The following is a 24231-nucleotide window of genomic DNA, read 5'->3' as shown; positions in this document are numbered from 1 at the left end:
ACATTCCCCGTTTCAGCCGCGGCATTGCCACCATTGGCAAACATAGTCCCTTGGTCTGGGATCAGACCGGGGGGCCATGATGACCAACAAGCGCAGTTTGATTCGTGCCGCATCGGTGCTGGCCGTGGCGCTTGCCGCCGGGCACCTTGTCCAGACCATGACCGCCGGCAGCCCGTCCAGGGCGGAACCGACGCCGGCGATCGCGGTGCTGCCCACCGCCGTGACGCCCGTTCAGGCCAGCATTGACGCCGCCGCCCCGATACCGCAGAAGCCTGATCCTCTGTCGCAGGCCGCGCCCGCCTGCGCCGACCGGCTGACCCTTGCCGCCACGCCCGGCGCGATGATCACCGTGATGATCCATTCCCCCTGTCGTGGGGGTGAACGGGTGGTGCTTCGCCATGCCGGCCTTGCCGTGGCCGAGGCGCTGGATGCCGATGGCCGTCTTGCCGTTCCGCTGCCGGCCTTCGATGCGGGGGGCAAGGTGTCCGTGCTTCTGTCCGATGGCACTGTGCTGCGCGATGCCGTGCCGGTACCCGATCTTGGCGGGCTGCGCCGCTTTGCCGTGCAATGGGTGGCCGGGGATGCCTTTCAACTGCATGTCGGGCCGGGCGTGGCTGCCAACCTGCCCGCCCTGGCCAGCCTTGGCGACCCCTCGCTTGATCTGCCGATGCAGGCGCAGGTCTATACCTGGCCCGCGTCCCAACGGATCAGCCCTGTGGTCGAGGCGGCCATCACCCCGGCCACCTGCGGCCGCGATCTGCTGGGCGAAACCCTGCTGCTGACCGAAGGCACCACCACCCTGACCGACCTGACCCTGTCGATGCCACCCTGCGACGCGGTGGGCGATATTCTGGTCTTGAACAATCTTGTCCCCGACGTGACACTCGCCGCCGTCAACTAGGGCGCGCAGGCAGGGGCCAGATGCAGTTCATCGCAGGACGCGCGGCGATTTTCGCCGCGCTTCTCTTTTCCGGCACGGGGGCGGCGCTGGCGCAAGACGTCACGCTGGTCTCACGCGAAGGGAACATCGTCCTGACCGGCAGCCTGCAGGGCTTTGACGGTGAATTCTACCGGCTTGATACGACCTATGGCCCGCTGACCGTTGATTCGCAGGGTGTCATTTGCGAAGGCCCCGCCTGCCCCGACCTGACCGCGCCCAAGGCGGTGATCCGGCTGGTCGGCGCGCCGGATGCCGGCGCGCGGCTGCTGCCCGGCCTGTTCCGCGCCTTTGCCGAAGGCCGTGGTCTGGTCTATGCGCCCACCGAAACCTCGGCCGGCTGGGCCGCCACAATCCTTGATCCGGCAACGGGCAAGATTCTGGCGGAACTGTCCTTTGCTGCGCTGCCCCCGGATGAAGCGGCGGCAGCCGTCGAATCGGGGGCGGCCGAGCTGAAGGTTTCCGCCCTGTCGGATGATGATTTCGGCGCGCGCCCCCTGGCGCTGGATGCGCTGGTGCCCATCGCCGCGCCGGGCAACCCGACACCCGAGATTTCGACCGTGGATCTGGCCCGCGCCCTGACCGGCGAGGCCAAGAACTGGGCCGATCTGGGCGGCCCCGACATGCCCATCGTGCTGCACGCCCTGGACGCCGGCACCGATTTCCAGCGCGCCCTGGCCAACCGGCTGGGCCAGCCGCTGGCCGAGGCCATCGCACATCCCGACATGGCCAGCCTTGCCGCCGCCGTGGCCCGCGACCCCTGGGCGCTGGCCATCACCGGCCGGTCCGAGGCGGGCGCGGCGCGGATCATGCCGCTGACCGACAGTTGTGGGTTCCCGCTGCTGCCCACGCCCATCTCGGTCAAGGCCGAGGACTATCCGCTGGCGCTGCCGTTGTTCCTGCTGACACCGCCGCGCCGCCTGCCGCTTCTGGCGCGCGAGTTTCTGGAGTTTCTGGCCACCCCCGCCGCGGAAACGGCGGTGGCGCGGGCCGGCTATATCGACCGTTCCGTTGAACGCGCCCCGATGACGCAGGACGGCCTGCGCCTGCTGAACGCCATTCAGGGCGCGGGCGAGGATGTGACGCTGGCCGATCTCAAGCGTCTGGCCGATGTGATGGACGGGGCCGACCGGCTGTCGCTGACCTTCCGGTTCGAAGAGGGCACCTCGATCCTTGATGCCAGTTCGCAGGAAAACCTTGCGCAACTGGGCCGCCTGATCGCCGCCGGCCGTTTCCCGGCGCAGGCGCTGATCCTGGCCGGGTTCTCTGATGGCAAGGGCGATGCCAAGGCGAACCGTGCGCTGTCAGCCGAACGGGCGCAGCGTGTGGCCGCCGACCTTGCCGCCGTGGCCCCTGACCTGCGCCCCGAAGACCTGCCCCGCACCGAGGGGTTTGGCGAGGCGCTGCCGATGGCCTGCGATGAAACCGCCATTGGCCGCCGCCTGAACCGCCGGGTCGAACTGTGGGTGGTGCCCGACTTCACGCCACCCCAGCCGGCAACCCCCTGACGGGAGGGCTGCTCGGTCAGCGCACCGCCTCAAGAACCGCATCCGACAGGCGGCAATCGCGAATGGAATCGGCCCCGCAACGGCGCGGCTCAAGATCGGGGGTCAGGCACAGCCTGACTTCCTGAATCAGCCCGTCCTTGCAGGTGATGGTGATCTGGTCGGCCGTCAGGCCGGGGTTGGCCTCAAGAAAGGCGCCTTCGATCACCTCTGCCGGCACCTTCAGCGTTTTCGACATGCGGGCAAAGACCGGGGGAATCGTCACGCTGTCAAAGGCGCGGCGGGCCGTGGCGAAATAGTCGCGCGGCGACAGGCCCGAGCAGCGCCCGTGCTTCTTCCATTGATAGAAGGCAAGGCCGGCGCCACCCATGATGTCGGCCATGGCGGCGGTCTCGGTGCGGGTCGGATCGCGCTGCCCGGTGCGGCAATAGGACGGCCAGCCGCTTTCGTTCTGCGGCCAAAGGCCGTGCAGCACAAACGTCAGTCCGCGCCCCGCGTCGCATTGCGCATCGCGGCGGGCGTCGCCTTCCAGTGCGCACCAGGCCGACGACCAGGAGAGCGACATCACATAATAGTCGAAATCGCCGGCGCGTTCGCCTTCGGCGCGGGCGGGAAGGCTGGTCAGCGCCAGCAACAGGGCCAGCAGCACGGGTTTCATTTCCACTTCCCCTTGGCCTGGAAAGGCACTATACGAACGCCCAACTCCCCGACATCGAGGAACCGCGGGCCAAGCCCGCAGCCGTTTTCTCGGCACGGGAGAGAATTGTAAAGGGCCGGCCCCTTCGGGCGTGCCCAAGCCAAGAGGACGTTCGATGACCAAGCCCCTGATGGCGCGCGCCACGGCCGTGTGGCTGGTGGAAAACACCACCCTGACCTTCAAGCAGATCGCCGATTTCTGCGGTATGCACGAACTTGAGGTGCAAGGCATCGCCGATGGCGACGTGGCCGGCGGCGTCAAGGGATTCGATCCGATCGCGTCGAACCAGTTGGATCAGGGCGAGATCGACCGTGGTCAGGCCGACCCGCTGTATCGGATGAAGCTGAAGTTCAACGCCGCCGCCGTGGGCGAGGAAAAGCGCCGCGGTCCGCGCTATACGCCCTTGTCCAAGCGGCAGGACCGGCCGGCGGCGATTCTGTGGCTGGTCAAGTTCCACCCCGAGCTTTCGGATGGCGCCATCGGCAAGCTGGTGGGCACCACCAAGCCGACGATCCAGTCGATCCGCGAACGGTCGCACTGGAACATCCAGAACATCACGCCGATCGACCCGGTGGCGCTGGGGCTGTGCCGCCAGTCCGAACTGGATACCGCCGTGCAGGCGGCCGCGCGCAAGAAAGCGGCCGAAGGCGCGGTCATGACCGATGACGAACGGCGCAAGCTGTTCCCGACGGACCGTTCGCTGTCGATGGCCCCGGATGAGCCGAAGATCGGCGCCGATCTGACCGGGCTTGAAGTCTTCGGCGACGAGGACAAGGACGAAACGCCGAAGGGCGACTATTCCGATGCCGACAGCTTCTTCAACCTGCCCGATTCTTCGGACGATGATGAGGAAGAGGACGACCGTCGCCGCTAAGGCCGCAGGTCTGACGACACGAACAAACCCCGGGCCGCGTGTCCGGGGTTTTCCTTTGCGCAGATCAGCGCCGCATCATCGCGATGCGGATCAGAGCGCGCTCCATCAGCGCCATGCCGGGCGCCCGGCTGGCTGACCGCAGGGTCAGGTCCGTGTCCAGCAGCAGGGCGACGGCGCCTTCCAGCGCGCGCGTGCCCAGCGTCTGCGCCTGCCGCTGCATCCTGTCGCGCCGCGGGCCGAACACGCGCGCACGCGCCAGCCCCGAAGCAACGCCGCCGGGGTCTGATGCCGCCATGTGCAGCGCCCGGAAATGCCGCAGCGCCTGGATGCACAGTGTCACGGGCAGCACGCCCTGCCCCTCAAGCCGGCGCATCAGCAGGCCAACGGCACGGCTTTCCCCCTCGGCCACCGCATGAAGAAGATCATCCACCTCGGCCTCAAGGGTGGCGGGGGCCAGCGCGGCCACTTCGGCCGGGGTCAGGGGCGTGGTGTCGCCCCATTTGTAAAGGCCGATCTTTTCCAGCGTCTGGCGGAAATCGCCCGGGTCCAGCGCCCGCGCCAGAACGCCCAGGTCCGCCATGGCGGCAGGGTCGATCTGCGCCAGACCTGCACGCGACAATTCGGCCTCGATTTCCTCGCGCGTGGGCGGGTCGTCATAAAACCCGATGGACACCGCATTGGGGGCCTTCTCGAACAGCGTCTTCAGGGTGGATTTCCCGGTCAACCCGCCTGCCGTGACCACAATTACCGCATCGCCGGGGCGCCAGTCCTTCAGCGCGGCGCCAACGGTTTCGGTCAGCCCGTCGGTGGCGTCTTCCAGAAAAACCACGCGCGGCCCCGGAAAGAAGCCGGTCTCGCGCATGGCATCGCCCAGACGCGCGCCGTCCTTGCGCAACTCGCCGGCCGGAATCCGGGTTAGGCGCATTTCCGCCTCGCCTTGCGGGCCAACCAGCGCGGCAATCGCCTCTTGCCGCTTCATCGCCACGCGCATCGCATCGGCGCCAAAGAGCAGCAGGCCGGCACGGCCCGGGTCGGGCCTGGCGCAATAGCGCGCGGCCTCGGCCCCCTTGAGAATCATCGCGCGTCCAGCTCGGCGATCAGGCGCGTCACGATCTGATCGGCCAGAATCCGCATCAGTCGCAGCGCCGCGTCTTCCTCGGCCGCAAGGCCGGCCACGGTTGACCCCGTGGCGGCAAAGGCGGTGAAACTTTGCACCCGGCCGCCGGTGACCCGCTGGCCGCTGGCCGCATCGGTCAGCGTATAGTTGACCGAGCCCGTCAGGTTGTAGCGGGTGATCTGGTTGTCGGTGGTGACGCCAACCCCGGCCACCCCGGTCGAGATGGAATAGGCCAGATTGTAACGAACGTCCTGTGGCCGGCCCAGCCGCTCTTCGATCCGTTCGACGAAATCAAAGGTGTTGCGATCATACGGGTCGGCGGCGCGGACGGTGCCGAACAGCGCCGTGGCCGCCCCGCCGGGCGCATAGGCCGGGGTAAAGCCGCAGGCGGCCAGCGCCAGCGGCGAAAGCAGAAGGAAGCGGCGGTTATACGACGACATTGATGATGCGCCCCGGCACGACGATGAACTTCTTCACCGGCTGGCCGGCAAGGAACTTGATCACATCCTCGTTCGCCAGCGCGATCTTTTCAATCTCGGCCGCGGCCATATCCTTCGGCACGCTGATTTCCGCCCGCCGCTTGCCGTTGATCTGGATCGGCAGCGTCACCGTGTCATCGACCAGCAGCGCCGGGTCGGCCTTGGGCCAGGGCGCCAGCGCGCACAGGCCCGTGCCGCCCTGATGGGCCCAGATGTCCTCGGCCAGGTGCGGGGTCATGGGAGACATCAGCTTGGCCAGCGTGCGGATCGCCTCTTTCATCACCGGGGTCGAGGCGTTGGCCTTCGACAGGGTGTTGGTAAAGGCATAAAGCGCGGCAATCGCCTTGTTGAAGGCGAATCCCTCGATGCTGCGCGTCACCTCGTCAATGGCGCGGGCGGTGGCGCGGGCCAGGGCATCGTCCCCCTCGCCCTTGTGGTCGGCGGGCATCTGGCCGATGCGGTCGCACAGCGACCAGACGCGCGACAGGTGCTTGAACGTCGCCTCCGCGCCGCTGGCCGTCCATTCCACATCGCGTTCGGGCGGGCTGTCCGACATCACGAACCAGCGCGCGGTATCGGCGCCGAACTGGGCGATGATGTTCATCGGGTCGACGACATTCTTTTTCGACTTCGACATCTTGGCCGAGGGGATGACCTCGACCGCCGTCCCGTCCTGCAGCGTGGCCCCGCTTTCGCTGCGGATCACGTCTTCCGGCAGGTGATAGACCGGGCGGCCCTGCCCGTCGGTTGTCTTGTAGATCTCGTGCGTCACCATGCCTTGCGTGAACAACGCGCTGAACGGTTCCACCGCGCGGGCCGGCAGGTGGCCGGTCTTGTGCATGGCGCGGGCAAAGAAGCGGGAATACAGCAGGTGCAGGATCGCGTGCTCGATGCCGCCGATATACTGGTCGACAGTCATCCAGTAATCGACTTCCGCCGCGTCGGTCGGCGTCTTCGACCGGGGCGCGGTGAAGCGGGCATAGTACCAGGACGAATCGACGAAGGTGTCCATCGTGTCCGTCTCGCGCCGCGCCTTCGCCCCGCATTTCGGGCAGGCGCAGTCGCGCCAGGTGGGGTGGCGGTCCAGCGGGTTGCCCGGCACGTCGAACGAAACGTCATAGGGCAGCTCGATCGGCAGGTTTTCCTTGCGCTCGGGCACCACGCCGCAGGTGGCGCAATGCACCACCGGAATCGGGCAACCCCAGTAGCGTTGCCGCGAAATGCCCCAGTCCCGCAGGCGGAACTTGGTGACGCCGCGCCCCCAGCCCTGCGATTCGGCGGCGGCAATGGCCGAGGCGATGGCCTCGTCGCCGGTTTGCACGTCGGCCCCGGCGAAGCCGCGAACGAAGCGCACCTTTTCCGATTTCATCGGCACGAAGGCTTCGGTCAGGGCGGCGTCTTCCGCGCCTTCGGCCACGAACACCGCCTTGATCGGCAGCCCGTATTTGGTGGCAAAGTCGAAGTCGCGCTGGTCATGCGCCGGGCAGCCGAAGATGGCGCCGGTGCCGTAATCCATCAGGATGAAGTTGGCGATCCAGACCGGCAGTTCCCAATCGGGGTTCAGCGGGTGCTTCACCCGGATGCCGGTGTCATAGCCAATCTTTTCGGCCGTCTCGATTTCCTCGGCCGAGGTGCCGCCCTTGCGACATTCGGCCACGAAAGCCGCCACCTTCGGATCGGCCTCCAGCACCTTTGCCAGCGGATGATCGGGGCTGATCGCGGCGAAGCTGGCGCCCATCAGCGTATCGGGGCGGGTGGTATAGACTTCCAGCGTTTCAAAGCCGTCCGGGGCGCCGACCGTCTGGAACGCGAATTGCAGCCCGCGCGATTTGCCGATCCAGTTCGCCTGCATCAGGCGCACCTTTTCGGGCCAGTCCTTCAGACCATCCAGCGCCGACAGCAGTTCCTCGGAATAGTCCGAGATCTTGAAGAACCACTGCACCAGCTCACGCCGCTCCACCGCCGCGCCCGAACGCCAGCCCTTGCCGTCGATCACCTGCTCGTTGGCCAGCACGGTCATGTCGACCGGGTCCCAGTTCACCACGGCGGCCTTGCGGTAAACAAGGCCCGCCTCCAGCATGTCCAGGAACATGGCCTGCTGCTGGCCGTAATATTCGGGATCGCAGGTCGCCAGCTCGCGGCTCCAGTCGATCGACAGGCCCAGCGGCTTCATCTGCGCCTTCATGTCGGCGATATTGCCGTAGGTCCAGTCCTTCGGGTGGCCGCCGCGCTCCATCGCGGCATTTTCGGCCGGCATACCGAAGGCATCCCAGCCCATCGGGTGCAGCACCGCATGGCCCTGCGCCAGCTTGGTGCGCGCCACCACGTCGCCCATTGTATAGTTGCGCACATGCCCCATGTGGATGCGCCCCGAAGGATAGGGGAACATCTCAAGCACATAATACTTGGGCTTGGCCGGATCGTGCCGCGCGGTAAAGGCCTGGGCCTTTTCCCACTCCTGTTGCCATCTGGGTTCGATCAGCGAAGGATCATAGCGCGACATCACGGCCCTCATGCAGGATACCGGGCGGGATTACACCGCCCGGACCGGCAAGGTCCACCCCCTGCTCACCTTGGAGAAATACCCTGCGGGGGTGCGGGGGTGCAAAACCCCCGCGGCGCGGGTCAAAGGTTGCTGTCGCGAACGCGAAGCTGCCGGGCGCGGGTCAGGATGGCATCTTCCACCGCGCGCTGCGTTTCGGCCGAAACCGCCCCGCCGCCGCGCGATTGCAGCGCCACCTTCAGGCTGCGCGCATCCAGCGCCGGATCCTGCACATAGACCGTGGCCCGATAGGCACGGCCGCCGCCAGGAGGGGCGCCATAGCCGGTGACGATCACGCCGGTGAACGGATCGACCGATTCAATCGGCAGGAAGTTCAGCACCTCAAGGCTGGCTTGCCAGAGATACTTGTTCACCTCGACCGTGGTGTTCGGGTTGGCCTGGTTCGAGAACAGGCCCAGAATCGAACCGCCCGACTTGGCCTTGCGGTCCTGCGCCGTCATCGGCGCGGCATCAAGGCCGGTCGGGGTGGTTCTGGCGGCATCCGCGCCGCCCCGCCCGCCACAGGCTGCCAGAAGAACCAAAGCTCCGCCGCACAGCACAGGAACGGCATGCTTCCACAATGTCATTCGGCTCTCCGTGTCCATCACCCGAACATTTAGCCCAGCCCCGGAAACCCGACAAGCGGTTTCCACCCCGACAGCGCCAACACCCGCGCCGGGTGGCCGGGAAGCGGGGGCCCGTCCGGGGCGCGCGGCATTTCGGCCTGCACCCCGGTATCTGACGTGATTCCCATCGCCCGCGCGCGATGCCCGCGTAAGGCGGCCTGTTCCGGCGGGGCGCGGGGCGGGGCAAGTTCCGGGCGCCGCACGGGGGGCACTGTGTCTTTGGTGCACCATCAATTCTGCGAATGCCGGCAGGGGGGCAAGAGACGATTGCAATCACCGCCTCGGGAAACGAAATAGGGTGAGTAGCTGATCTGGACTAGGCCAGGTTTGGCTGTCCGTTGAAAAACGAGGGAAAAAATGAAAAAGCTTCTCCTTGCATCCACGATGCTCGTCGCCGGCGCCGGCATGGCTGCCGCTGACATCAGCCTGAACGGCTATGGCCGCTTCGGTCTGCAGTATGTCGAAGACCGCGGCGTCGGCCTGGAAGACACCATCATCTCCAGCCGTCTGCGCATCAACATCGTCGGCACCACCGAAACCGACCAAGGCGTGACCTTCGGCGCCAAGATGCGTATGCAGTGGGACGATGGCAATACCTCGACCGCTGGCAACGCTGCCCAGTTCTGGACCAGCTACAACGGCGTGACCGTTTCGGTTGGCAACGTCGACACCGCGTTCGACTCGGTCGCTCTGACCTATGACTCGGAAATGGGCTACGAAGCTTCGTCCTTCGGTGATGCGGTCGCTTCGAACGTTGGCACCTTCTATGCCTACAACTCGAAGTCGCAAGACCCGGGCTACAACGGTATCGCGGTCACCTATTCGATCAGCGACATCAACCTGTATGCGTCGTATGTCGACCCGAACCAGTACGTCACCGACCTCGGCGTTGGCGTTGAAGAAGAGTTCGGCATCGCTGCCGACTGGTCGAACGGCATGATCACCGTCGCTGCTTCGTACGTTGAAAACGCTGGCGGCTACAAGGACAACGACCTTGGCTTCGTCGGTGCTGCCTACAAGTTCAACGATGCTGGCACCGTCGGTATCAACTGGTACGACAACGGCCTGCTCGATGCGGACCAAGTCACCCTGTACGGCAACTACACCTTCGGCGCGACCACCGTCCGCGCTTACCTGTCGGACATCGACGTTTCGGGTGCTGACGTTGCTTACGGTATCGGCGCTGACTACGCCTTCGCCGAAGGCGTGAAGATCTCGGGCTCGATCCAGCAAGGCTTCGCTGACACCAACCCGGGTGCTGGCATCTACTCGAACGAGCTGATCGGCATGCGCGCCGACGTGGGCGTGCGCTTCGACTTCTGATCTTACGATCACAGTCTGAGTTGAGGGAGAGCGGGCTTCGGCCCGCTCTTTCCTTTTTGTGCCGGGCGTTTTCGGCCTGTATCCCGGCCATGCCGGGTTTTCTTTCGCGCCGCGATGCGCAAACTGCGCCCCGGCGGAACAGACCGAGCGGAACAGACAAACGGGGGCCGGCATGGCATTGGCAGAAATCGTGGCACGCATCCGCAAGGCCGAGGCTGCGGCAGGCCGCGCGCCGGGCAGCGTGACGCTGATCGCGGTGTCCAAGGTGCAACCGGCAGACCGGGTTGCCGCGGTGCTGGGCGCTGGGCAGCGGGTGTTCGGGGAAAACTATGTGCAGGAAGCGGCGGGCAAATGGCCGGCCTGGCGCGACCAGTTTCCCGGCGTGAAGCTGCACATGATCGGGCCGCTGCAAACCAACAAGGCCAAGGTCGCGGTCGATCTGTTCGATGCGATTCACACGGTTGACCGGCCCAGCCTGGCGGAAAAGCTGGCCCGTCTGGCCGAATCGCGCGGCACCAGCCCCGAGCTGTTCGTGCAGGTCAACACCGGGGCCGAACCGCAGAAGGCCGGCATCCTGCCCGATGAGGCCGACGCCTTCATCGCCACGCTGCGCGGTCTGGGTCTGCCGCTGGCGGGCCTGATGTGTATTCCGCCCGAGGATCAGGACAGCACCCCGCATTTCGCCCTGCTGGCCGCCATGGCCGAACGCAACGGCCTGACCGGCCTGTCCATGGGTATGAGCGCGGATTTCGAAGCCGCCATCGCGCAGGGCGCCACCCATGTGCGGGTGGGCAGCGCCATCTTTGGCGACCGGGTGCCGCAGCCGCGCTGACCGGACGGGGCCGATGCTTGACAAGGCAGGGGTGTCTTTCTAAAGACATTCCCGACAGATACAGTCAGAATCCTCTGCCGCCAGCCTCGCGCGCCAACCGGCCCGGCCAGCCCCCTTGCAGACAAGACCCAAGGGACTGCCCCGCCGATGCGCCGCCCGGCCACCCCCCGCACGACTCTTCGCCTTGCCGTCGCTGTGCTTGGCTGCCTGCTGGCCGCGCCTGCCGGGGCGCAAACCCCCGACACGCCGCCCGTGGTGGGGTCCGCGCCGCCCGCGCTGGCGCTGACGCCGGAAACCGCCCTGACCCCGCCGCCCCTTTCGGGCGTGCCGGTAACAGGTGCCGTTGCGCATGGGTCGAAGGCCACCGATCTTGCCCCGCTGGTGCTTGAGGCGCATCCGGTGGTGCAGGCGGTGATGGCGCTGCTGGCGGCTGCCGTTTTCGCGGTGCTGACCGTGTTCCTGTACAAGCTGGTGGAATACCGGATCGCGTTTTCCCGGTTGGCCCGGTCAGCCCGCGCGCTGGGGCAGGACAAGGCCGCCCCCGGCCTGCCGTCCTGTCCGCTCATGGCCAGCGATCAGGCAGCGCGGCAGGAAATCGCAGATCTGCCGGCCCGGCTGACCCCCGACCTGCGCGCCTCGGCGCGTGAGCGGCTGGACCTGTCGCTGGCGCGAATCGAGGCGGCGGCGGTGCAGCGGCTGCGCAGCGGCACCGGGCTTCTGGCCTCGATCGGGGCGGTGGGGCCGTTCGTGGGGCTGTTCGGCACCGTCTTCGGCATCATGAACAGCTTCATGGCGATAGCCGAAACCAAGACGACCAATCTGTCGGTGGTGGCCCCCGGCATTGCCGAGGCGCTGCTGGCCACCGGGCTGGGGCTGGTTGCGGCGATTCCGGCGGTGCTTCTGTACAACCATCTGACACGCCGTATCGCGGCCTATCGCCACCATCTGGCGGATGGCACGGCCGAGGTGCTGCGCCGTTTCAGCCGCGCGCTGGATGCCCGCATGGCGGCAGGGGGCTGACCCATGGCGCTGCGGCTGGACGAGGGCGACACCGAACTGAGCGAGATCAACGTCACGCCTTTCATCGACGTGATTCTGGTGCTGCTGATCGTGTTCATGGTGGCGGCGCCGCTGTCCACCGTGGATGTGCAGGTGAACCTGCCCGCATCGTCCGCCCCGCCCGCCGACCGGCCGGCAGACCCGCTTTGGCTGACCTTCACCGAAACCCGCGCCCTGTTGCTGGACGAAACCGAAATCGACCGCAACGCCCTGGCGGCCGTGCTGGACGCGCGCACCGGCGGCCAGCGCGACACGCCGGTCTTCCTGCGGGCCGACCGCAGCATCGACTATGGCGCGCTGATGGGCGTCCTCGATTCGCTGCGCCGGGCCGGCTATCTGAAAGTGGCCCTCGTCGGGCTTGAGGGGGCGCCATGATGCTGCCGCAGACCCAAACCGCCCCCGGCTGGATCGCCGCCGCCACTGTTGCCGCCGCCTTGCTGTCCGGCGCCGCCGTCGCGCTGACCTTGCAGGACCGGGCCGCTCCGGTGGCGCTGATGATCGACCTGGCGCCGGTGCCGGCCGTGGCGTCGGCGATGTCGGCCGTGGCCGACCCCGCGCCGCAGGTCATGGACGAGATGCCGGATCTGGCCGATCCGATGGACCCGGCCGAAGCGGAACCGCCGGTGCCCAAGGCCGAAACCGCCCCGGACCTGCCGCACCCCCGGCCCGCGATGGCGATGCCCCAGCCTGACGTGCCGGCGCAGGCAGATGTGGCCCTGCCGCCACCGCAAAAGGAACCCCCGGCAAAGAATGTGGCCAAGGCCGACCCGAAGCCCGAGGCACCGAAGGCCAAGAAGAAGAAAGACAAGCCCGCGAAAGAGGCCAAGGTTTCCAAGGCCACGTCCGCCGGTGCCACCGCGCCCACGGCGGGCGCCAAGGCCAAAAGCGGCGGCTCTGCCTCTCCGGCGGCCTATGCCAAGGCGGTGATGAAGAAGGTGCGCGCCACCCGCAAACAGGCCGGCGCGGGCCGGGGAACGGTGCAGGTCGGCTTCAGCATCGCGGCGGACGGCAGCCTTGCCGGGGTGCGGGTGCTGCAAAGTTCAGGCAATGCCGCGCTGGACGAAGTGGCCGTCAGCCACATCCGCCGGTCTGCCCCGTTCCCCGCCCCGCCCGAAGGCGCCGGCCGCAGCTATTCGTTCGAATTCGTCGGCAAATAGGGCCGCGCCAGCGCCGAAAGATACTGGTCCACCGCCCGCGCCCGCTGCCGGGCGATCTGCACAGCCTCCTCCGGGGTGATCAGCCGGAACCGTAGCGGATCGCCGGGGCGGCATTGCACCAGACCGTCCACGTCATCGGCCAGAAGCGTGGCGATCTTGGGGTAGCCGCCGGTTGTCTGGTGGTCAGACAGCAGGATCATCGGGCGGCCATCGCCCGCCACCTGTACCGACCCGCGCAAGATCGGCTCGGATGGAATCCCCAGCGATTCTTCCGGCGGCAGCGACGGGCCGTCCAGACGCAGACCCATGCGGTCAATGGCGCTGCTGACAAGGAAGGTGCCGGTGGCAAGGCGGGCCCGCACCTCGGGCGGGAAAAAGCGTTCCTGGGGGCCCCAGACCGCATGAAGCAGATGGCGCGGCCGGGCCCAGACCGGGCAGGGGATGCTGCGTTCGACGGTTTCGCACTGGCTGGAGCCGGTCACCCGCAACACCCGGCCGGCCACCAGCCGCCCGCCGCCAAGGCCCGAAAGCCCGTGGGTGGCGCTGCTGCCCAGCCAGGTTTCGCTGATCAGGTGGCCTGCCACAGCCAGACAGGCCCAGCTACCCCAGGGGCCAAGCCGCACGGTCAGCCGCTGGCCCGCGCGCAGGGTGAAAACCGACCATGACCCCAGCTTGCGGCCGTCGATATGCAGGATGAAGCCGCCACCCACCATGGCCAGCGTCACCGCACCGCTCAGGCAATCCAGCACCAGCCCGCCGGGCGAAACCTCGATCCCGGTGGCCTCGGGCGGGTTGCCAAGGGCGGTGTTGGCGATCCGCAGCGCCTTGCGGTCCATCGGGCCCGAGGCGGGAACGCCAAAGCGCATCTGGCCCGGGCGGCCGCCATCCTGAAGGGTGACATGCGGCCCGGCAAAGACCACGCGAAGCAGCGCCTCAGTCATCGGCACCCTCCTTGCGGGCCAGTTCAAAGGCGGCGCGGCTGATGCGGCGGAAGATCACCCTGTCCCCGACATCGAACAGGAAGGGGCGGGCGGGATCGTCCAGCAGGATGGGTGTGGGAGAGCGGCCGATGATCCACCAGCCGGTCGGCATGGTCAGGGTCGAGACCAGGCATTGCGGACCGGCGATCAGCACCGACCCCGCCGCCACCCCGCGCACCGGCGCAGGCTTGCGGTTCAGCCGCAAGGCGGGCGGCACCCCGGCCAGATAGGCATAGCCCGGCGCGAAACCGTACATGTAGACGTGATAGCGCCCCGCCAGATGCGCGGCGATCACCGCCTCACGGTCCAGCCCGGTGCGTTGTGCCACGGCGTCAAGATCGGGGGCCAGCGGGGCATCATAGCAAACCTCGACCACCCGTTCCGCAGGTTGCCGGTTCACTGTCGCGCCGGCCTGAATCAGCCTGCGCAGAGACGATTCCACGGCGCGATGATCGGTTTCCAGCGGGTCGAAATCGACCAGCAGGCTGACATAGGCCGGCACCGCTTCACGCATCCCGCGCGGCGGGTCTGACGCCAGCGCAAGATCAAGCGCCAGAACGGCGGCATGGGCATCGTCTGACAGGGTTTCGGCGAATTCGACCTGCACCGCATGGTCGGCCACGGCGCGGAACCGCGGGCTGGTGGGGGTTGGGGTCATGCGGGCACCAGAAAGGGCGCGACGGTCACGCCTTCGGCCAGAAGGCGGGCGCGCAGGCGTTGTGCCAGTTGCAGCGCACCCGGCGAATCGCCATGGACGCAGATCGACTGCGCGTTCAGCGGAATGGACCCGCCGCCCTGCACCGGCATCCGGCCGGATCGCAGCAGGGCAATCAGCCGGTCCGCCGCCTCATCCGCATCATGGATCAGCGCGCCGGGCTGGCCGCGCGGAACCAGCCGCCCGTTCGGCAGATACCCCCGGTCGGCAAAGATTTCCGAGATGGCGGTCAGCCCGGCGGCCCGGGCGGCGATTTCCAGCTCCGTGCCCGAAATGGCCAGAACCGCCAGATCGCCCGGCAGGGCCGCGATGGCGGCCACGATGGCCGCCGCCACGGCGGCATCATCGGCGGCCAGATTGGCCAATGCGCCATGCGGCTTCACATAGCGCACCCGCGTTCCGGCAACCGCCGCCACCGCTTGCAGGCAGCCCACCTGCGCGGCCACCATGCGGCCAATCGCGGCCGGGGTCATGGGAATGATGCGCCGCCCGAACCCTTCACGGTCGGCATAGCCGGGGTGCGCGCCGACGATCACGCCATGATCGGCGGCCAGCCGCAGGGTGGCGAACATCGTTTCCGGGTCACCGGCATGGCCGCCGCAGGCAATGTTGGCGCTGGTGACAACCGTCAGCAGCGCCGCGTCATCGCCCATGGCCCAGGGGCCATAGCCTTCCCCCAGATCAGAGTTCAGGTCGATCCGCATTGTCCCCCACCTTATGGTTCGGGGCCAGTGAAGACCGAAGCCGCGCCGGTGGCAAGGCGCGGCTTCGTCGCGGGTCAGACGTCGAAACGCACACCCTGCGCCAGCGGCAGCTTGGCGGAATAGTTCACCGTGCTGGTCTGCCGGCGCATATAGCCCTTCCACGCGTCAGAGCCGCTTTCGCGCCCGCCGCCGGTTTCCTTTTCGCCACCAAAGGCGCCGCCGATTTCGGCACCCGAGGGGCCGATGTTGACATTGGCGATGCCGCAGTCGGACCCGGCGGCCGAAAGGAAGGTTTCCGCTTCGCGCAGGTTCAGTGTGAAGATGCAGGACGACAGGCCCTGCGGCACGCCGTTTTGCAGGGCAATCGCCTCGTCCAGGGTTTCATAACCCAGGACATACAGGATCGGGGCGAAGGTTTCCTCGCGCACGGTTTCAGTCTGCGCCGGCATTTCCACCAGCGCCGGTTCCACATAGGCGCCGCCCTGCGGCACGCCCTCGGCCACGGCGCGGCCGCCATGCACGGTGCCGCCTTCCGTCTTGGCCTTCGCCAGTTGCGCCAGCATCCGGTCGCGCGAGGCCTGGTCGATCAGCGGGCCGATCAGCGTGGTGGGCTTGCGCGGGTCGCCGATGGGCAGGCTGGCATAGGCCTTGGTCAGCCGCGCCACCAGTTCCGCACGGATCGAATGATGCGCGATCAGCCGCCGCAGCGAGGTGCAGCGTTGGCCCGCGGTGCCGACGGCGCCGAAGACGATGGCGCGCACCGCCATGTCAAGATCGGCCGAAGGCGCAACGATCATCGCGTTGTTGCCGCCAAGTTCCAGGATCGACCGGCCCCAGCGGGCCGCGACCTTAGGCCCCACGATGGCCCCCATCCGGGTAGAGCCGGTGGCCGACAGGACCGGCACGTCCGGCGACACGACCAGCGCCTCGCCGATGGCGGGACCGCCGATCACCAGTTGCGACAGGCCCTCGGGCGCATCATCGCCAAAGCGGACCAGCGCGCGTTCAAGACAGCGATGTGCGGCAATGGCGGTCAGCGGGGTTTTCTCGGACGGCTTCCAGATCACCGGGTTGCCGCAGACCAGCGCCAGGGCGGCGTTCCACGACCAGACGGCCACCGGGAAGTTGAAGGCGCTGATCACGCCCACCGGCCCGATCGGGTGCCAGGTTTCCGCCATGCGGTGCCCGGGGCGTTCGCTGGCGATGGTCAAGCCGTAAAGCTGCCGCGACAGGCCAACGGCGAAATCGCAGATGTCGATCATTTCCTGCACTTCGCCCAGGCCTTCGCTGGTGATCTTGCCCACTTCCAGCGTGACCAGCGCGCCCAGCTCCGCCTTGGCGCTGCGCAGTTCCTCGCCCAGCAGGCGCACCAGTTCGCCCCGGCGCGGGGCCGGCACGTCCCGCCAGGCGCGGAAGGCGGCCTGCGCGCGGGCGATCACCGCCGGCATCGCCGCCGGATCGGTTTCGTGAACCTTCGCCACCTCGGCGCCGTCGATGGGCGAACGCACGGCCAGCGTGCCGCCGGTCAGATCGGCGGCGGTCAGGCCGGCTGCGGCAAGAATGGGGGAATGGGTCATCATCTGGCTCCGTTGGTGACACGGCCGCGCTGATCCTCAAGCCCCATGGACACAAGGATCGGGTCGGTCGTCTGTTGTTTCTGGAAATCGGTCTTGCTGCCCATCCCGCGCCAGTTGGCCAGGATCAGCGATTGTGCCACCGCGCCGCCAAGGGTGTTCCCCGGCCCGGTGACGATGAACAGGTCCGGCGCGAATTCGCGGGCGGCGCTGCGCAGGGCAGCGGTCAGGTCATAGGTCTCGGTCACCTGATGGCCCAGGGTATAATCCCGCAGGGCCGCCGTGGTGTGTGCGCCCGGCCACCAGACATGGCCGCGCCCGTCGATCAGCGGCAGCGCCGGCTGGCGGAACAGCGCCTGCGGAAGCGCGGCCTGACCCTGCGCCGCCACCGGGGCCTGCAGGGCGGTGTGGAAAGCCGCGTGATTGCCCAGCCGCATGGGAAAGCGGCCCTGAACCGGCGGAACGGCGGCTTCAAACGCCTTGAGCCCCGTCTCGTTCCCGGCCAGCACCAGCAGGCCGCCAAGGTCGATCGACAGCGCCAGCGCATGGTCGGGCCGGGTGGCGATCTCGGTCATCAGCGCCAGCAGCCCGGCCTTGCGTGCCGGATCGGGCACCCAGTCATCGCCCATCCAGGGATAGACAAGCTGGCCGCCGATCAGCGCCTTCTGCATCAGCGTGCCCATGGTGTTGGCGATGCGGAACCCGTCGTCCGGCGTGGTGGCGCCGGCGCAGGCCAGGGCCGAATACCAGCCCATCGAATTGCCGGTCACGCCCACAACCCGGACAGTTTCCCCGTTTAGCGACAGGAAATCGCCCAGCGTCGCGGCAAAGATCAGCGCGCTGGCATTGTCCCCCCGGCTGTGCGTGGACAGCGAGAATTTCGCCGCGCCGTCCAGCGCCGTCAGGGTTTCCTGCCCGGCCTGCGTCCGCAGGGCATCAAACCGTGCCAGCAGACCGGCATCGGGGAAGAAACGGCGCAGATAGCCCAGCTCCGGCGCGTTGTAGGTGCCCCGTCCGGGGCAGATCACGACAGCCGTCTTCATTTGCACAGCTCCGTTGCGGCCGCGGTGATTCCGTCTTTGGACGGCATGGTTACCGCATAAGCCGGGCCGGTGGCGATGAAACTGTCCTCGGCGGTGATCCGGGCCAGCCTGGCGTCCGGTGCGGCTTCATGGAAATGCGCCATCAGCGCCTCGGCAACGCCCCCGGAATGGCGGGTCTCATCCACCACAAGAATATGCTTGCAGCCCGAAACCGCCTGCGTCAGCGCCTCTTTCGGCAACGGCGACAGCCAGCGCGTATCCACGATGCGGGTCTTGATCCCCGCCGCCTCGATCGCGGGCAGCGCCTGGTTCGACAGATAGACCCCGTTGCCGAAGGTCACGATGGCCAGGTCGGTTCCCGTGCCCTGAACCCCGACGTCGCCGAAGCCGATCACCTCATCCGGGGCGGGGTAAAGCCGCATCCAGCCGCCGTCCTTGTCGGTATGCAGGTCGCGCATCGGATACAGCGCGATGGGTTCCAGGAACACCACCACGCGCTGTTCTTCCCGCGCAAGCCGCACAGATTCGCGCAGCATCCGGGCCGCGTCGGCCCCGTTCGACGGCACCGCCAGGATCACGCCCGGAATGTCGCGCAGCACGGCAACCGAGTTGTCGTTGTGGAAATGCCCGCCAAAACCCTTCTGATACCCCAGCCCGGCAATGCGCAGCACCATCGGGTTGGTGAACTGCCCGTTCGAGAAGAAGGGCAGCGTTGCCGCTTCGCCACGGATCTGGTCCTCGGCATTGTGCAGATAGGCCAGGAACTGGATTTCCGGCATCGGCACAAAGCCGTTCTGTGCCATGCCGATGGCCAGGCCCAGGATGGATTGTTCATCCAGCAGCGTGTCGATCATCCGGTCCGGGCCAAAGCGCGCCGTCAGCTTCTGCGTCACACCATAGACGCCACCCTTGCGGCCGACATCTTCGCCCATCATCACGATTTCGGGGTGCGCCAGCATCAGGTCGGTCAGCGCCCAGTTGATCAGCCGCGACATGATCTGCGGCTCTTCCATTGCCTTCAGGTCGCCGCCGAAAACCGCCGCCCGCGCTTCGGGTGTGGGGCCGTTGGTGGGCCGGCAGTCGCGTTTCGGCGGGATCAGGCTGGCCATGACGCCGTTGGCCGACTTCAGCCGCGGGCGGGTTACCGCCTCGGCGGCGACGCGGGCCACGCGATCCACCGTTTCCTTGTAGATCTCCAGCGCCTCGGCGGGCTGCATCACCCCGGCCTGATCCAGCAGCCGCACCGAATGCAGCAGCGGATCTTGCGCCTCTTCTGCCTCCACCTCTTCGCGGCTCAGATAGGTTGTGGGCACATCCGCCCCGGCATGGCCATACAGCCGGATGGTGCGCAGGTGCAGGAAGGCCGGCTTCTTGCGGCTGCGCACATAGTCTGCCGCCTCGGACGCGACGCGGTAGGTGTCATACAGGTCCAGACCATCGGCCTTGAAATACTTCAACCCCGGGCGGGCGCTGAAACCGGCCTCGATCCAGCCCTTCGGCGTCTTGGTGGAAATGCCAATGCCGTTGTCCTCGCAGACAAACAGCAGCGGCAGCGGCACCGATTGATAGCTGGTCCAGCCTGCGGTGTTGAACGCGCCTTGCGCGGAGGAATGGTTCGCGCTGGCATCGCCAAAGCTGCACATCACCACCGCATCTTCGGCCAGAAGCGCATGTTCCGGGCGGCGGCGGCGGGCGGCGCCCACCGAGTAGGCCGCCCCCACCGCCTTGGGCAGGTGGCTGGCAATGGTCGATGTCTGCGGCGGGATCATCAGCGCCTTCGATCCCAGAACCTTGTGCCGCCCGCCCGAGATCGGGTCTTCGCTGGACGAGGCAAAGGACAACAGCATGTCCCAGGTGGGGTTCTGGCCGGGTACCTGGCCTGCGCGGGCAATCTGGAAGGCGGCATCCCGGTAATGCAGGAAGGCCATGTCGCCCGTGCGCAGGGCCAGCGCCACCGCCGCCATGCCTTCATGCCCCGAAGAGCCGATGGTATAGAATCCTTGCCCCGCCCGCTGCATGGCCCGGCTTTGCCGGTCCAGCGCCCGGGTCAGGCAAGCGGCGCGAAAGGCCGCGACAGCCTGGTCCGACGTCAGCGGCCCTGCTGGCGCGCGGCCTGCGGGCAGATCGCCGGCGGCAACGCGGCGCAGGAAGTTCTCATGGACAATCTCGCAACGCGCCATGGCTCAGGCCCCCAATGCGGCGGCGATGCGGCCAAGACCGGCGTCAAGATCGGCATCGGAATAGGCGAAGGACAGCCGGGCATGGCCGGGCAGGCCAAAGGCGCGGCCCGGCACGATGGCAACGCCATGATCTTCCAGCAGCCAGGTGCACAGCGCGGCGTCGCTGTCGAACCCCTTGGCCGCCATGGCCCCGGTGATGCGGGGGAAGACATAGAACGCCCCGTCGGGTGACGGACAGTCGATCCCCGGCACCGCGTTCAGCGCGGCGACCACCCGGTCGCGCCGTGCCCGCAGCGCCTGCCGCCGCATGTCGATCAGGCTGTTGTCGCCGGTCAGCGCGGCCACGGCGGCGGCCTGCGCAATCGAACAGGCGCCCGAGGTGACCTGCCCCTGCACCGCGCCCATGGCCTTGACCAGCGGCGCCGGCGCGATGCCCCAGCCGATGCGCCAGCCGGTCATCGACCAGGCCTTGGATGCCCCGTTCACCGTCAGCAGCCGGTCCCTGAGCTGCGGCGCCGCCACGGCAAGCCGGGTGAAGGGAATGAAGTTCAGGTGTTCATAGATTTCGTCGGCCATCACCCAGACCTGCGGGTGACGGTCCAGCACCGCCGCCAGCGCCTGCAACTCGGCCGGGGAATAGATCGCGCCGGACGGGTTCGACGGCGCGTTCAGCATCAGCCAGCGGGTTTGCGGCGTGATCGCGGCCTCCAGCGCGGCGGGCGACAGCTTGAAGCCGTCTTCCATGGCGCAGGGCACCACAACCGGCACACCGCCGGCCATGGCCACGATGTCGGAATAGCTGGTCCAATAGGGGGCGGGCATCACCACCTGGTCCCCCGGCTCCAGCGTGGCCAGCATGGCGTTGGCGATCACCTGCTTGGCCCCGGTCGAGATGATGACCTCAGCCACCGTCACCCCGGCATCGGCCGCCACGGCGCCGCGCAGTTCGGCGGTGCCGGCGGTGGCGGTGTATTTCGTCTTGCCCGCCAGCGCGGCGGCATGGGCCGCTTCCACCACATGCGCGGGGGTGGGGAAGTCCGGCTCGCCGGTTGACAGCGACACCACATCCTTTCCAGCGGCCTTCAGCGCGGCGGCGCGTTCGCTGATCTGCACGATTTCCGAGATTTCCAGCCCGGCAATCCGGCTGGCACGGCGAAATCCGGCGGCTGTGGTCATTCTGCTTGCTCGCTGCTCTTTGTCGTTTCGCGCCAGACATAGCTGGAAGTTTCCGAACATATGAGCGAGATTTTGGTCATCACGTTGGAGAAAAAGTCACATGATCGCCCCGCGCCGCTTTCTGCCGTCAATCTCGTCCCTGCAGGCGCTTGAGGCGGTGGATCGGCTGGGCACCGCCACGGCGGCCGCGCAGGAACTGTCGCTGACCCATTCCGCGGTCAGCCGGCAGTTGAAGGCGCTGGAAGACCAGATCGGCGTCGCGCTGTTCCGGCGCGAAGGCAAGGGGCTGGCGCTGACGCAATCGGGCATGGCCTATGCCCAGTCGGTGCGCGGGTTCCTGAACGATCTGGCGCGGGCCAGCCTGAAGGTGCGCGCCTCGGGCGAACGCAGCAGCCTGAACCTTGGCATCCTGCCGGCGTTCGGAACGCACTGGCTGACGCCACGGTTGCGCGCCTTTGCCGAGGCGCATCCCGAAATCACGGTGAACCTGTCCACCCGGCTGTCGCCCTTTGATTTCAGCCGGGACAAGCTGGATGCCGCCATCCATTTCGGCGCCCGCAACTGGCAAGGCGTCGAATACCTGGAACTGTCCAGTGAACGGGTGATTCCGGCTTGCGCGCCGCAACTGGTGCCGCAGGGCCCCGTTTCGCAACAGGAGCTGCTGGCCTTGCCCCTTCTGCATCTGGAAAGCCGCCCCGGCGCCTGGGAGGAATGGTTCACCCGCAATGGCTGCCCCGGCGCGCGGCTGCGCGGGATGCTGTTCGACCAGTTCGCCCAGATGGCCGAGGCTGCGGCGCTGGGTTTTGGCGTGGCGCTGCTGCCTGATTTTCTGGCCGAGGCCGAATTCCGGCGTGGCCGGCTGGTGCCGGCCTTTGCCCGTTATGCCGCGGCCGAGGGCACCTATTTTCTGGTCTGGCCCCGGCTGCGCGACCCCGGCCGTCCCTTGCAGGCGCTGATCCGCTGGTTGCAGGCGCAGGGTTAGGGGCGCAGCTCCAGACCGCCCATCCCCACCAGATGGGCAATGATCTGGTCAACACCCTGGCCGCGCCGCAGGTTGGCCAGCACATAGGGCCGCGCGCCGCGCGCCCTGCGGGTGTCGCTTTCCAGAAGCGCCAGATCCACGCCCACATGCGGGGCAAGGTCGGTCTTGTTCACCACCAGCAGGTCGGACTTCACCAGTCCCGGCCCCTTCTTGCGCGGGATGTCCTGCCCGGCGGCGGTGTCGATCACATAGATCGTCAGGTCGGCCAGTTCAGGGCTGAAGGTGGCCGCCAGATTGTCGCCGCCGCTTTCGATCAGGATCAGATCAAGGTCAGGATGCGCGCGGCTCAGGTCGGCCACGGCGGCCAGGTTGATGCTGGCATCCTCGCGAATGGCGGTATGCGGGCAGCCGCCGGTTTCCACGCCCCTGATGCGGTCCTGCGGCAGAACCTGCGCCCGCATCAGATATTCGGCATCCTCGCGGGTGTAGATGTCATTGGTGATGACGGCCATCGACAGACGCGATGCCAGCGTGCGCGCCAGTTGTTCGGTCAGCGTGGTCTTGCCCGCACCCACCGGGCCGCCGATGCCCACGCGAAGCGGGCCGTTTGGGGAAGCGGTCATGTGCGGAAAATCCTTGTCTCCAGCGTTTCATGCGCCATCGCGGCCAGATCGGCGCCGGGGGTAAAGGACCAAAGGTCGGCTTCCCCCGCTGCGGCCGCGGCCTGCGCGGTTGCGGCGATCACCGGCGCCAGCTCGGCCAGCACCCGCTGGCCTTCGGTCTGGCCAAGGGGCAGGAATCGCACGGCCACCGAAACCAGTTGCGCGGCCACGCCTTGCAGGAACAGGGCCAGCACCTCGTCTTCGGGCAGATCCATGTCTTGCGTCGCCACGCCGACGGCCAGCGGATAGGGCAAGGCCGGCTCTTTTGGCTTTATCAGAGACTGAAACGCCCGCCCAAGCTCGGCCATTTCGATGGCGCGTTCGGCAGAAGGAAGCCAGGCGTCGAACAGATCCGCCAGCGCAGCAAGGTCGGCCCCGGGGCGGCGCGCCATCGACAGGAAGATGGCATCCGACCGTGCCGAACCATGGGTCAGAACAGCGGCGATCCAGTCCTGCAAATCCCCGGCATCGGCCACGCGGCCATCGGCAATGGCGGTTTCCAGTCCCTGCGAATGGGCGAAGGCGCCAATGGGAAAGGCGGGTGACAGGATCTGCGCCAGCCGCAGCCGGGCGGCAATTTCGTCTCTAACCATGCGGAAACCCGTGCGGTCCGTGGTCATGCCCCAGCGTGCGACCATGGCCATAGGCCCCGCCTTCCGGGTGGAAGGGCGCAATGACATGGGCCAGCCTTGCCCCCAGTTGCGCCAGCATCGCCTCAAGCACATGGTCCTGCCGGATCACCAGATGATCCTTGGCCACCTGACAGGGCGTGTGCCGGTTGCCAATGTGCCAGGCCAGCCGCGCCAGATTTTCCCCGCGCACCTGCACCACCGGCTCATCCGCCGCGACAACCCTGATCCGCTGGCCATCGTCGGTTTCCAGCGCATCGCCGGCTTCAAGGCTGGTGGTGGCGGCCAGATCGACCATCACGCCCGCGCCCCCTTCGCACAGCAGGCGCTTGCGGCGCAAAAAGCGTTCATCATAGCTCAGCCGCACCGTATCGGCGGCGGGGCCAGACCATGTGCCGGCGCGCAGCACGGTGCGGGCGGGAAGCGGGAAAGCCATCG

At 67.5% G+C, this 24231-nt stretch carries 24 protein-coding genes; 9 read left to right on the top strand and 15 right to left on the bottom strand.

The window, feature by feature from the left end; genetic code table 11:
* The first annotated feature begins 79 nt into the window (after positions 1–79).
* On the top strand, positions 80–901 hold the full coding sequence (locus B6K69_RS10645) for a hypothetical protein (protein WP_123876556.1): 822 nt from the start codon (positions 80–82) through the stop codon (positions 899–901).
* A 20-nt stretch (positions 902–921) separates the two neighbouring features.
* Positions 922–2445, top strand: coding sequence for a phosphate ABC transporter substrate-binding/OmpA family protein (locus tag B6K69_RS10640; protein WP_108643764.1), 1524 nt, complete (start codon positions 922–924; stop codon positions 2443–2445).
* Positions 2446–2461: 16 nt separating this feature from the next.
* Here the strand turns inward: B6K69_RS10640 and B6K69_RS10635 are convergent, their stop codons facing one another.
* On the bottom strand, positions 2462–3100 hold the full coding sequence (locus B6K69_RS10635; RefSeq protein WP_108643763.1) for a ribonuclease T2 family protein: 639 nt from the start codon (positions 3098–3100) through the stop codon (positions 2462–2464).
* A 154-nt stretch (positions 3101–3254) separates the two neighbouring features.
* Between B6K69_RS10635 and B6K69_RS10630 the strand changes: the two genes are divergently transcribed.
* On the top strand, positions 3255–4013 hold the full coding sequence (locus tag B6K69_RS10630) for a DUF1013 domain-containing protein (protein ID WP_108643762.1): 759 nt from the start codon (positions 3255–3257) through the stop codon (positions 4011–4013).
* A 64-nt stretch (positions 4014–4077) separates the two neighbouring features.
* On the opposite strand, the gene holA is transcribed toward B6K69_RS10630, so the two are convergent.
* From holA to B6K69_RS10610, 4 genes are all read right to left on the bottom strand, one after another.
* Positions 4078–5091, bottom strand: a complete 1014-nt coding sequence (holA, locus tag B6K69_RS10625) for a DNA polymerase III subunit delta (RefSeq protein ID WP_108643761.1) — start codon at positions 5089–5091, stop codon at positions 4078–4080.
* Positions 5088–5570: an LPS assembly lipoprotein LptE gene (gene lptE / locus B6K69_RS10620; RefSeq protein ID WP_108643760.1), complete on the bottom strand. Its 483-nt coding sequence runs from the start codon at positions 5568–5570 to the stop codon at positions 5088–5090. Before lptE ends, holA begins: the two co-directional genes overlap by 4 nt.
* Positions 5557–8112, bottom strand: a complete 2556-nt coding sequence (leuS, locus tag B6K69_RS10615; RefSeq protein WP_108643759.1) for a leucine--tRNA ligase — start codon at positions 8110–8112, stop codon at positions 5557–5559. Before leuS ends, lptE begins: the two co-directional genes overlap by 14 nt.
* Before the next feature lie 122 nt (positions 8113–8234).
* Entirely contained in the window at positions 8235–8738 is a 504-nt protein-coding gene (locus tag B6K69_RS10610) for a DUF3576 domain-containing protein (protein WP_108644892.1), read from the bottom strand.
* A gap of 396 nt (positions 8739–9134) precedes the next feature.
* Here B6K69_RS10610 and B6K69_RS10605 point away from each other — a divergent pair, with 396 nt between their 5' ends.
* The 5 genes from B6K69_RS10605 (at position 9135) to B6K69_RS10585 (ending at position 13148) form a co-directional block, all read left to right on the top strand.
* A complete protein-coding gene (locus B6K69_RS10605; RefSeq protein WP_108643758.1) occupies positions 9135–10100 on the top strand; it encodes a porin in 966 nt (321 codons plus the stop codon).
* Between the two features lie 172 nt (positions 10101–10272).
* A complete protein-coding gene (locus tag B6K69_RS10600; protein WP_108644891.1) occupies positions 10273–10932 on the top strand; it encodes a YggS family pyridoxal phosphate-dependent enzyme in 660 nt (219 codons plus the stop codon).
* 147 nt (positions 10933–11079) lie between these two features.
* A complete protein-coding gene (locus tag B6K69_RS10595; RefSeq protein ID WP_108643757.1) occupies positions 11080–11952 on the top strand; it encodes a MotA/TolQ/ExbB proton channel family protein in 873 nt (290 codons plus the stop codon).
* A gap of 3 nt (positions 11953–11955) precedes the next feature.
* Positions 11956–12366 (top strand): TonB system transport protein ExbD, encoded by a 411-nt coding sequence (gene exbD, locus B6K69_RS10590; protein WP_108643756.1) that lies wholly within the window; start codon positions 11956–11958, stop codon positions 12364–12366.
* On the top strand, positions 12363–13148 hold the full coding sequence (locus tag B6K69_RS10585; RefSeq protein WP_206340512.1) for an energy transducer TonB: 786 nt from the start codon (positions 12363–12365) through the stop codon (positions 13146–13148). Before exbD ends, B6K69_RS10585 begins: the two co-directional genes overlap by 4 nt.
* Here the strand turns inward: B6K69_RS10585 and B6K69_RS10580 are convergent.
* The 7 genes from B6K69_RS10580 to B6K69_RS10550 all read right to left on the bottom strand — a co-directional run bounded on the left by B6K69_RS10580 (position 13121) and on the right by B6K69_RS10550 (position 21520).
* Entirely contained in the window at positions 13121–14089 is a 969-nt protein-coding gene (locus B6K69_RS10580) for a 5-oxoprolinase subunit C family protein (RefSeq protein WP_206340511.1), read from the bottom strand. The genes B6K69_RS10585 and B6K69_RS10580 overlap by 28 nt on opposite strands.
* Positions 14082–14786: a 5-oxoprolinase subunit B family protein gene (locus B6K69_RS10575; protein WP_108643754.1), complete on the bottom strand. Its 705-nt coding sequence runs from the start codon at positions 14784–14786 to the stop codon at positions 14082–14084. The genes B6K69_RS10580 and B6K69_RS10575 overlap by 8 nt, the downstream gene beginning before the upstream one ends.
* On the bottom strand, positions 14783–15547 hold the full coding sequence (locus B6K69_RS10570; RefSeq protein ID WP_108643753.1) for a LamB/YcsF family protein: 765 nt from the start codon (positions 15545–15547) through the stop codon (positions 14783–14785). Before B6K69_RS10570 ends, B6K69_RS10575 begins: the two co-directional genes overlap by 4 nt.
* Positions 15548–15621: 74 nt before the next feature.
* Entirely contained in the window at positions 15622–17124 is a 1503-nt protein-coding gene (gene amaB / locus B6K69_RS10565) for an L-piperidine-6-carboxylate dehydrogenase (protein ID WP_108644889.1), read from the bottom strand.
* Positions 17124–18164 (bottom strand): acyl carrier protein, encoded by a 1041-nt coding sequence (locus tag B6K69_RS10560; protein ID WP_108643752.1) that lies wholly within the window; start codon positions 18162–18164, stop codon positions 17124–17126. The genes amaB and B6K69_RS10560 overlap by 1 nt, the downstream gene beginning before the upstream one ends.
* Entirely contained in the window at positions 18161–20344 is a 2184-nt protein-coding gene (locus B6K69_RS10555) for a dehydrogenase E1 component subunit alpha/beta (RefSeq protein ID WP_108643751.1), read from the bottom strand. Before B6K69_RS10555 ends, B6K69_RS10560 begins: the two co-directional genes overlap by 4 nt.
* A gap of 3 nt (positions 20345–20347) precedes the next feature.
* Positions 20348–21520 (bottom strand): pyridoxal phosphate-dependent aminotransferase, encoded by a 1173-nt coding sequence (locus tag B6K69_RS10550; protein ID WP_108643750.1) that lies wholly within the window; start codon positions 21518–21520, stop codon positions 20348–20350.
* Between the two features lie 100 nt (positions 21521–21620).
* Here B6K69_RS10550 and B6K69_RS10545 point away from each other — a divergent pair, with 100 nt between their 5' ends.
* Entirely contained in the window at positions 21621–22502 is an 882-nt protein-coding gene (locus tag B6K69_RS10545; protein ID WP_108643749.1) for a LysR substrate-binding domain-containing protein, read from the top strand.
* Here B6K69_RS10545 and ureG read toward each other — a convergent pair.
* Genes ureG through B6K69_RS10530 form a run of 3 tightly spaced genes read right to left on the bottom strand, consistent with a single transcriptional unit; the run spans position 22499 to position 24229 of the window.
* Positions 22499–23125, bottom strand: coding sequence for an urease accessory protein UreG (gene ureG / locus B6K69_RS10540; protein ID WP_108643748.1), 627 nt, complete (start codon positions 23123–23125; stop codon positions 22499–22501). The two genes, B6K69_RS10545 and ureG, sit on opposite strands and share 4 nt — an antisense overlap.
* Positions 23122–23757, bottom strand: a complete 636-nt coding sequence (locus B6K69_RS10535; protein ID WP_335602832.1) for an urease accessory protein UreF — start codon at positions 23755–23757, stop codon at positions 23122–23124. Before B6K69_RS10535 ends, ureG begins: the two co-directional genes overlap by 4 nt.
* Positions 23750–24229, bottom strand: coding sequence for an urease accessory protein UreE (locus tag B6K69_RS10530; protein ID WP_108643746.1), 480 nt, complete (start codon positions 24227–24229; stop codon positions 23750–23752). Before B6K69_RS10530 ends, B6K69_RS10535 begins: the two co-directional genes overlap by 8 nt.
* Positions 24230–24231: the final 2 nt, after the last annotated feature.

The sequence above is a fragment of the Pseudogemmobacter blasticus genome, assembly GCF_003071405.1.
Taxonomy (GTDB): domain Bacteria; phylum Pseudomonadota; class Alphaproteobacteria; order Rhodobacterales; family Rhodobacteraceae; genus Pseudogemmobacter; species Pseudogemmobacter blasticus.
Note: the sequence above shows the minus strand (reverse complement) of the source record. Positions and strands in the feature narration are given on the sequence as shown.

Bases quoted from the DNA above. Each gene is read 5' to 3' on its own strand.
- B6K69_RS10645 (WP_123876556.1), top strand. From the start codon at position 80: ATGACCAACAAGCGCAGTTTGATTCGTGCCGCATCGGTGCTGGCCGTG.
- B6K69_RS10640 (WP_108643764.1), top strand. From the start codon at position 922: ATGCAGTTCATCGCAGGACGCGCGGCGATTTTCGCCGCGCTTCTCTTT.
- B6K69_RS10635 (WP_108643763.1), bottom strand. From the start codon at position 3,100: ATGAAACCCGTGCTGCTGGCCCTGTTGCTGGCGCTGACCAGCCTTCCC.
- B6K69_RS10630 (WP_108643762.1), top strand. From the start codon at position 3,255: ATGACCAAGCCCCTGATGGCGCGCGCCACGGCCGTGTGGCTGGTGGAA.
- holA (WP_108643761.1), bottom strand. From the start codon at position 5,091: ATGATTCTCAAGGGGGCCGAGGCCGCGCGCTATTGCGCCAGGCCCGAC.
- lptE (WP_108643760.1), bottom strand. From the start codon at position 5,570: ATGTCGTCGTATAACCGCCGCTTCCTTCTGCTTTCGCCGCTGGCGCTG.
- leuS (WP_108643759.1), bottom strand. From the start codon at position 8,112: ATGTCGCGCTATGATCCTTCGCTGATCGAACCCAGATGGCAACAGGAG.
- B6K69_RS10610 (WP_108644892.1), bottom strand. From the start codon at position 8,738: ATGACATTGTGGAAGCATGCCGTTCCTGTGCTGTGCGGCGGAGCTTTG.
- B6K69_RS10605 (WP_108643758.1), top strand. From the start codon at position 9,135: ATGAAAAAGCTTCTCCTTGCATCCACGATGCTCGTCGCCGGCGCCGGC.
- B6K69_RS10600 (WP_108644891.1), top strand. From the start codon at position 10,273: ATGGCATTGGCAGAAATCGTGGCACGCATCCGCAAGGCCGAGGCTGCG.
- B6K69_RS10595 (WP_108643757.1), top strand. From the start codon at position 11,080: ATGCGCCGCCCGGCCACCCCCCGCACGACTCTTCGCCTTGCCGTCGCT.
- exbD (WP_108643756.1), top strand. From the start codon at position 11,956: ATGGCGCTGCGGCTGGACGAGGGCGACACCGAACTGAGCGAGATCAAC.
- B6K69_RS10585 (WP_206340512.1), top strand. From the start codon at position 12,363: ATGATGCTGCCGCAGACCCAAACCGCCCCCGGCTGGATCGCCGCCGCC.
- B6K69_RS10580 (WP_206340511.1), bottom strand. From the start codon at position 14,089: ATGACTGAGGCGCTGCTTCGCGTGGTCTTTGCCGGGCCGCATGTCACC.
- B6K69_RS10575 (WP_108643754.1), bottom strand. From the start codon at position 14,786: ATGACCCCAACCCCCACCAGCCCGCGGTTCCGCGCCGTGGCCGACCAT.
- B6K69_RS10570 (WP_108643753.1), bottom strand. From the start codon at position 15,547: ATGCGGATCGACCTGAACTCTGATCTGGGGGAAGGCTATGGCCCCTGG.
- amaB (WP_108644889.1), bottom strand. From the start codon at position 17,124: ATGACCCATTCCCCCATTCTTGCCGCAGCCGGCCTGACCGCCGCCGAT.
- B6K69_RS10560 (WP_108643752.1), bottom strand. From the start codon at position 18,164: ATGAAGACGGCTGTCGTGATCTGCCCCGGACGGGGCACCTACAACGCG.
- B6K69_RS10555 (WP_108643751.1), bottom strand. From the start codon at position 20,344: ATGGCGCGTTGCGAGATTGTCCATGAGAACTTCCTGCGCCGCGTTGCC.
- B6K69_RS10550 (WP_108643750.1), bottom strand. From the start codon at position 21,520: ATGACCACAGCCGCCGGATTTCGCCGTGCCAGCCGGATTGCCGGGCTG.
- B6K69_RS10545 (WP_108643749.1), top strand. From the start codon at position 21,621: ATGATCGCCCCGCGCCGCTTTCTGCCGTCAATCTCGTCCCTGCAGGCG.
- ureG (WP_108643748.1), bottom strand. From the start codon at position 23,125: ATGACCGCTTCCCCAAACGGCCCGCTTCGCGTGGGCATCGGCGGCCCG.
- B6K69_RS10535 (WP_335602832.1), bottom strand. From the start codon at position 23,757: ATGGTTAGAGACGAAATTGCCGCCCGGCTGCGGCTGGCGCAGATCCTG.
- B6K69_RS10530 (WP_108643746.1), bottom strand. From the start codon at position 24,229: ATGGCTTTCCCGCTTCCCGCCCGCACCGTGCTGCGCGCCGGCACATGG.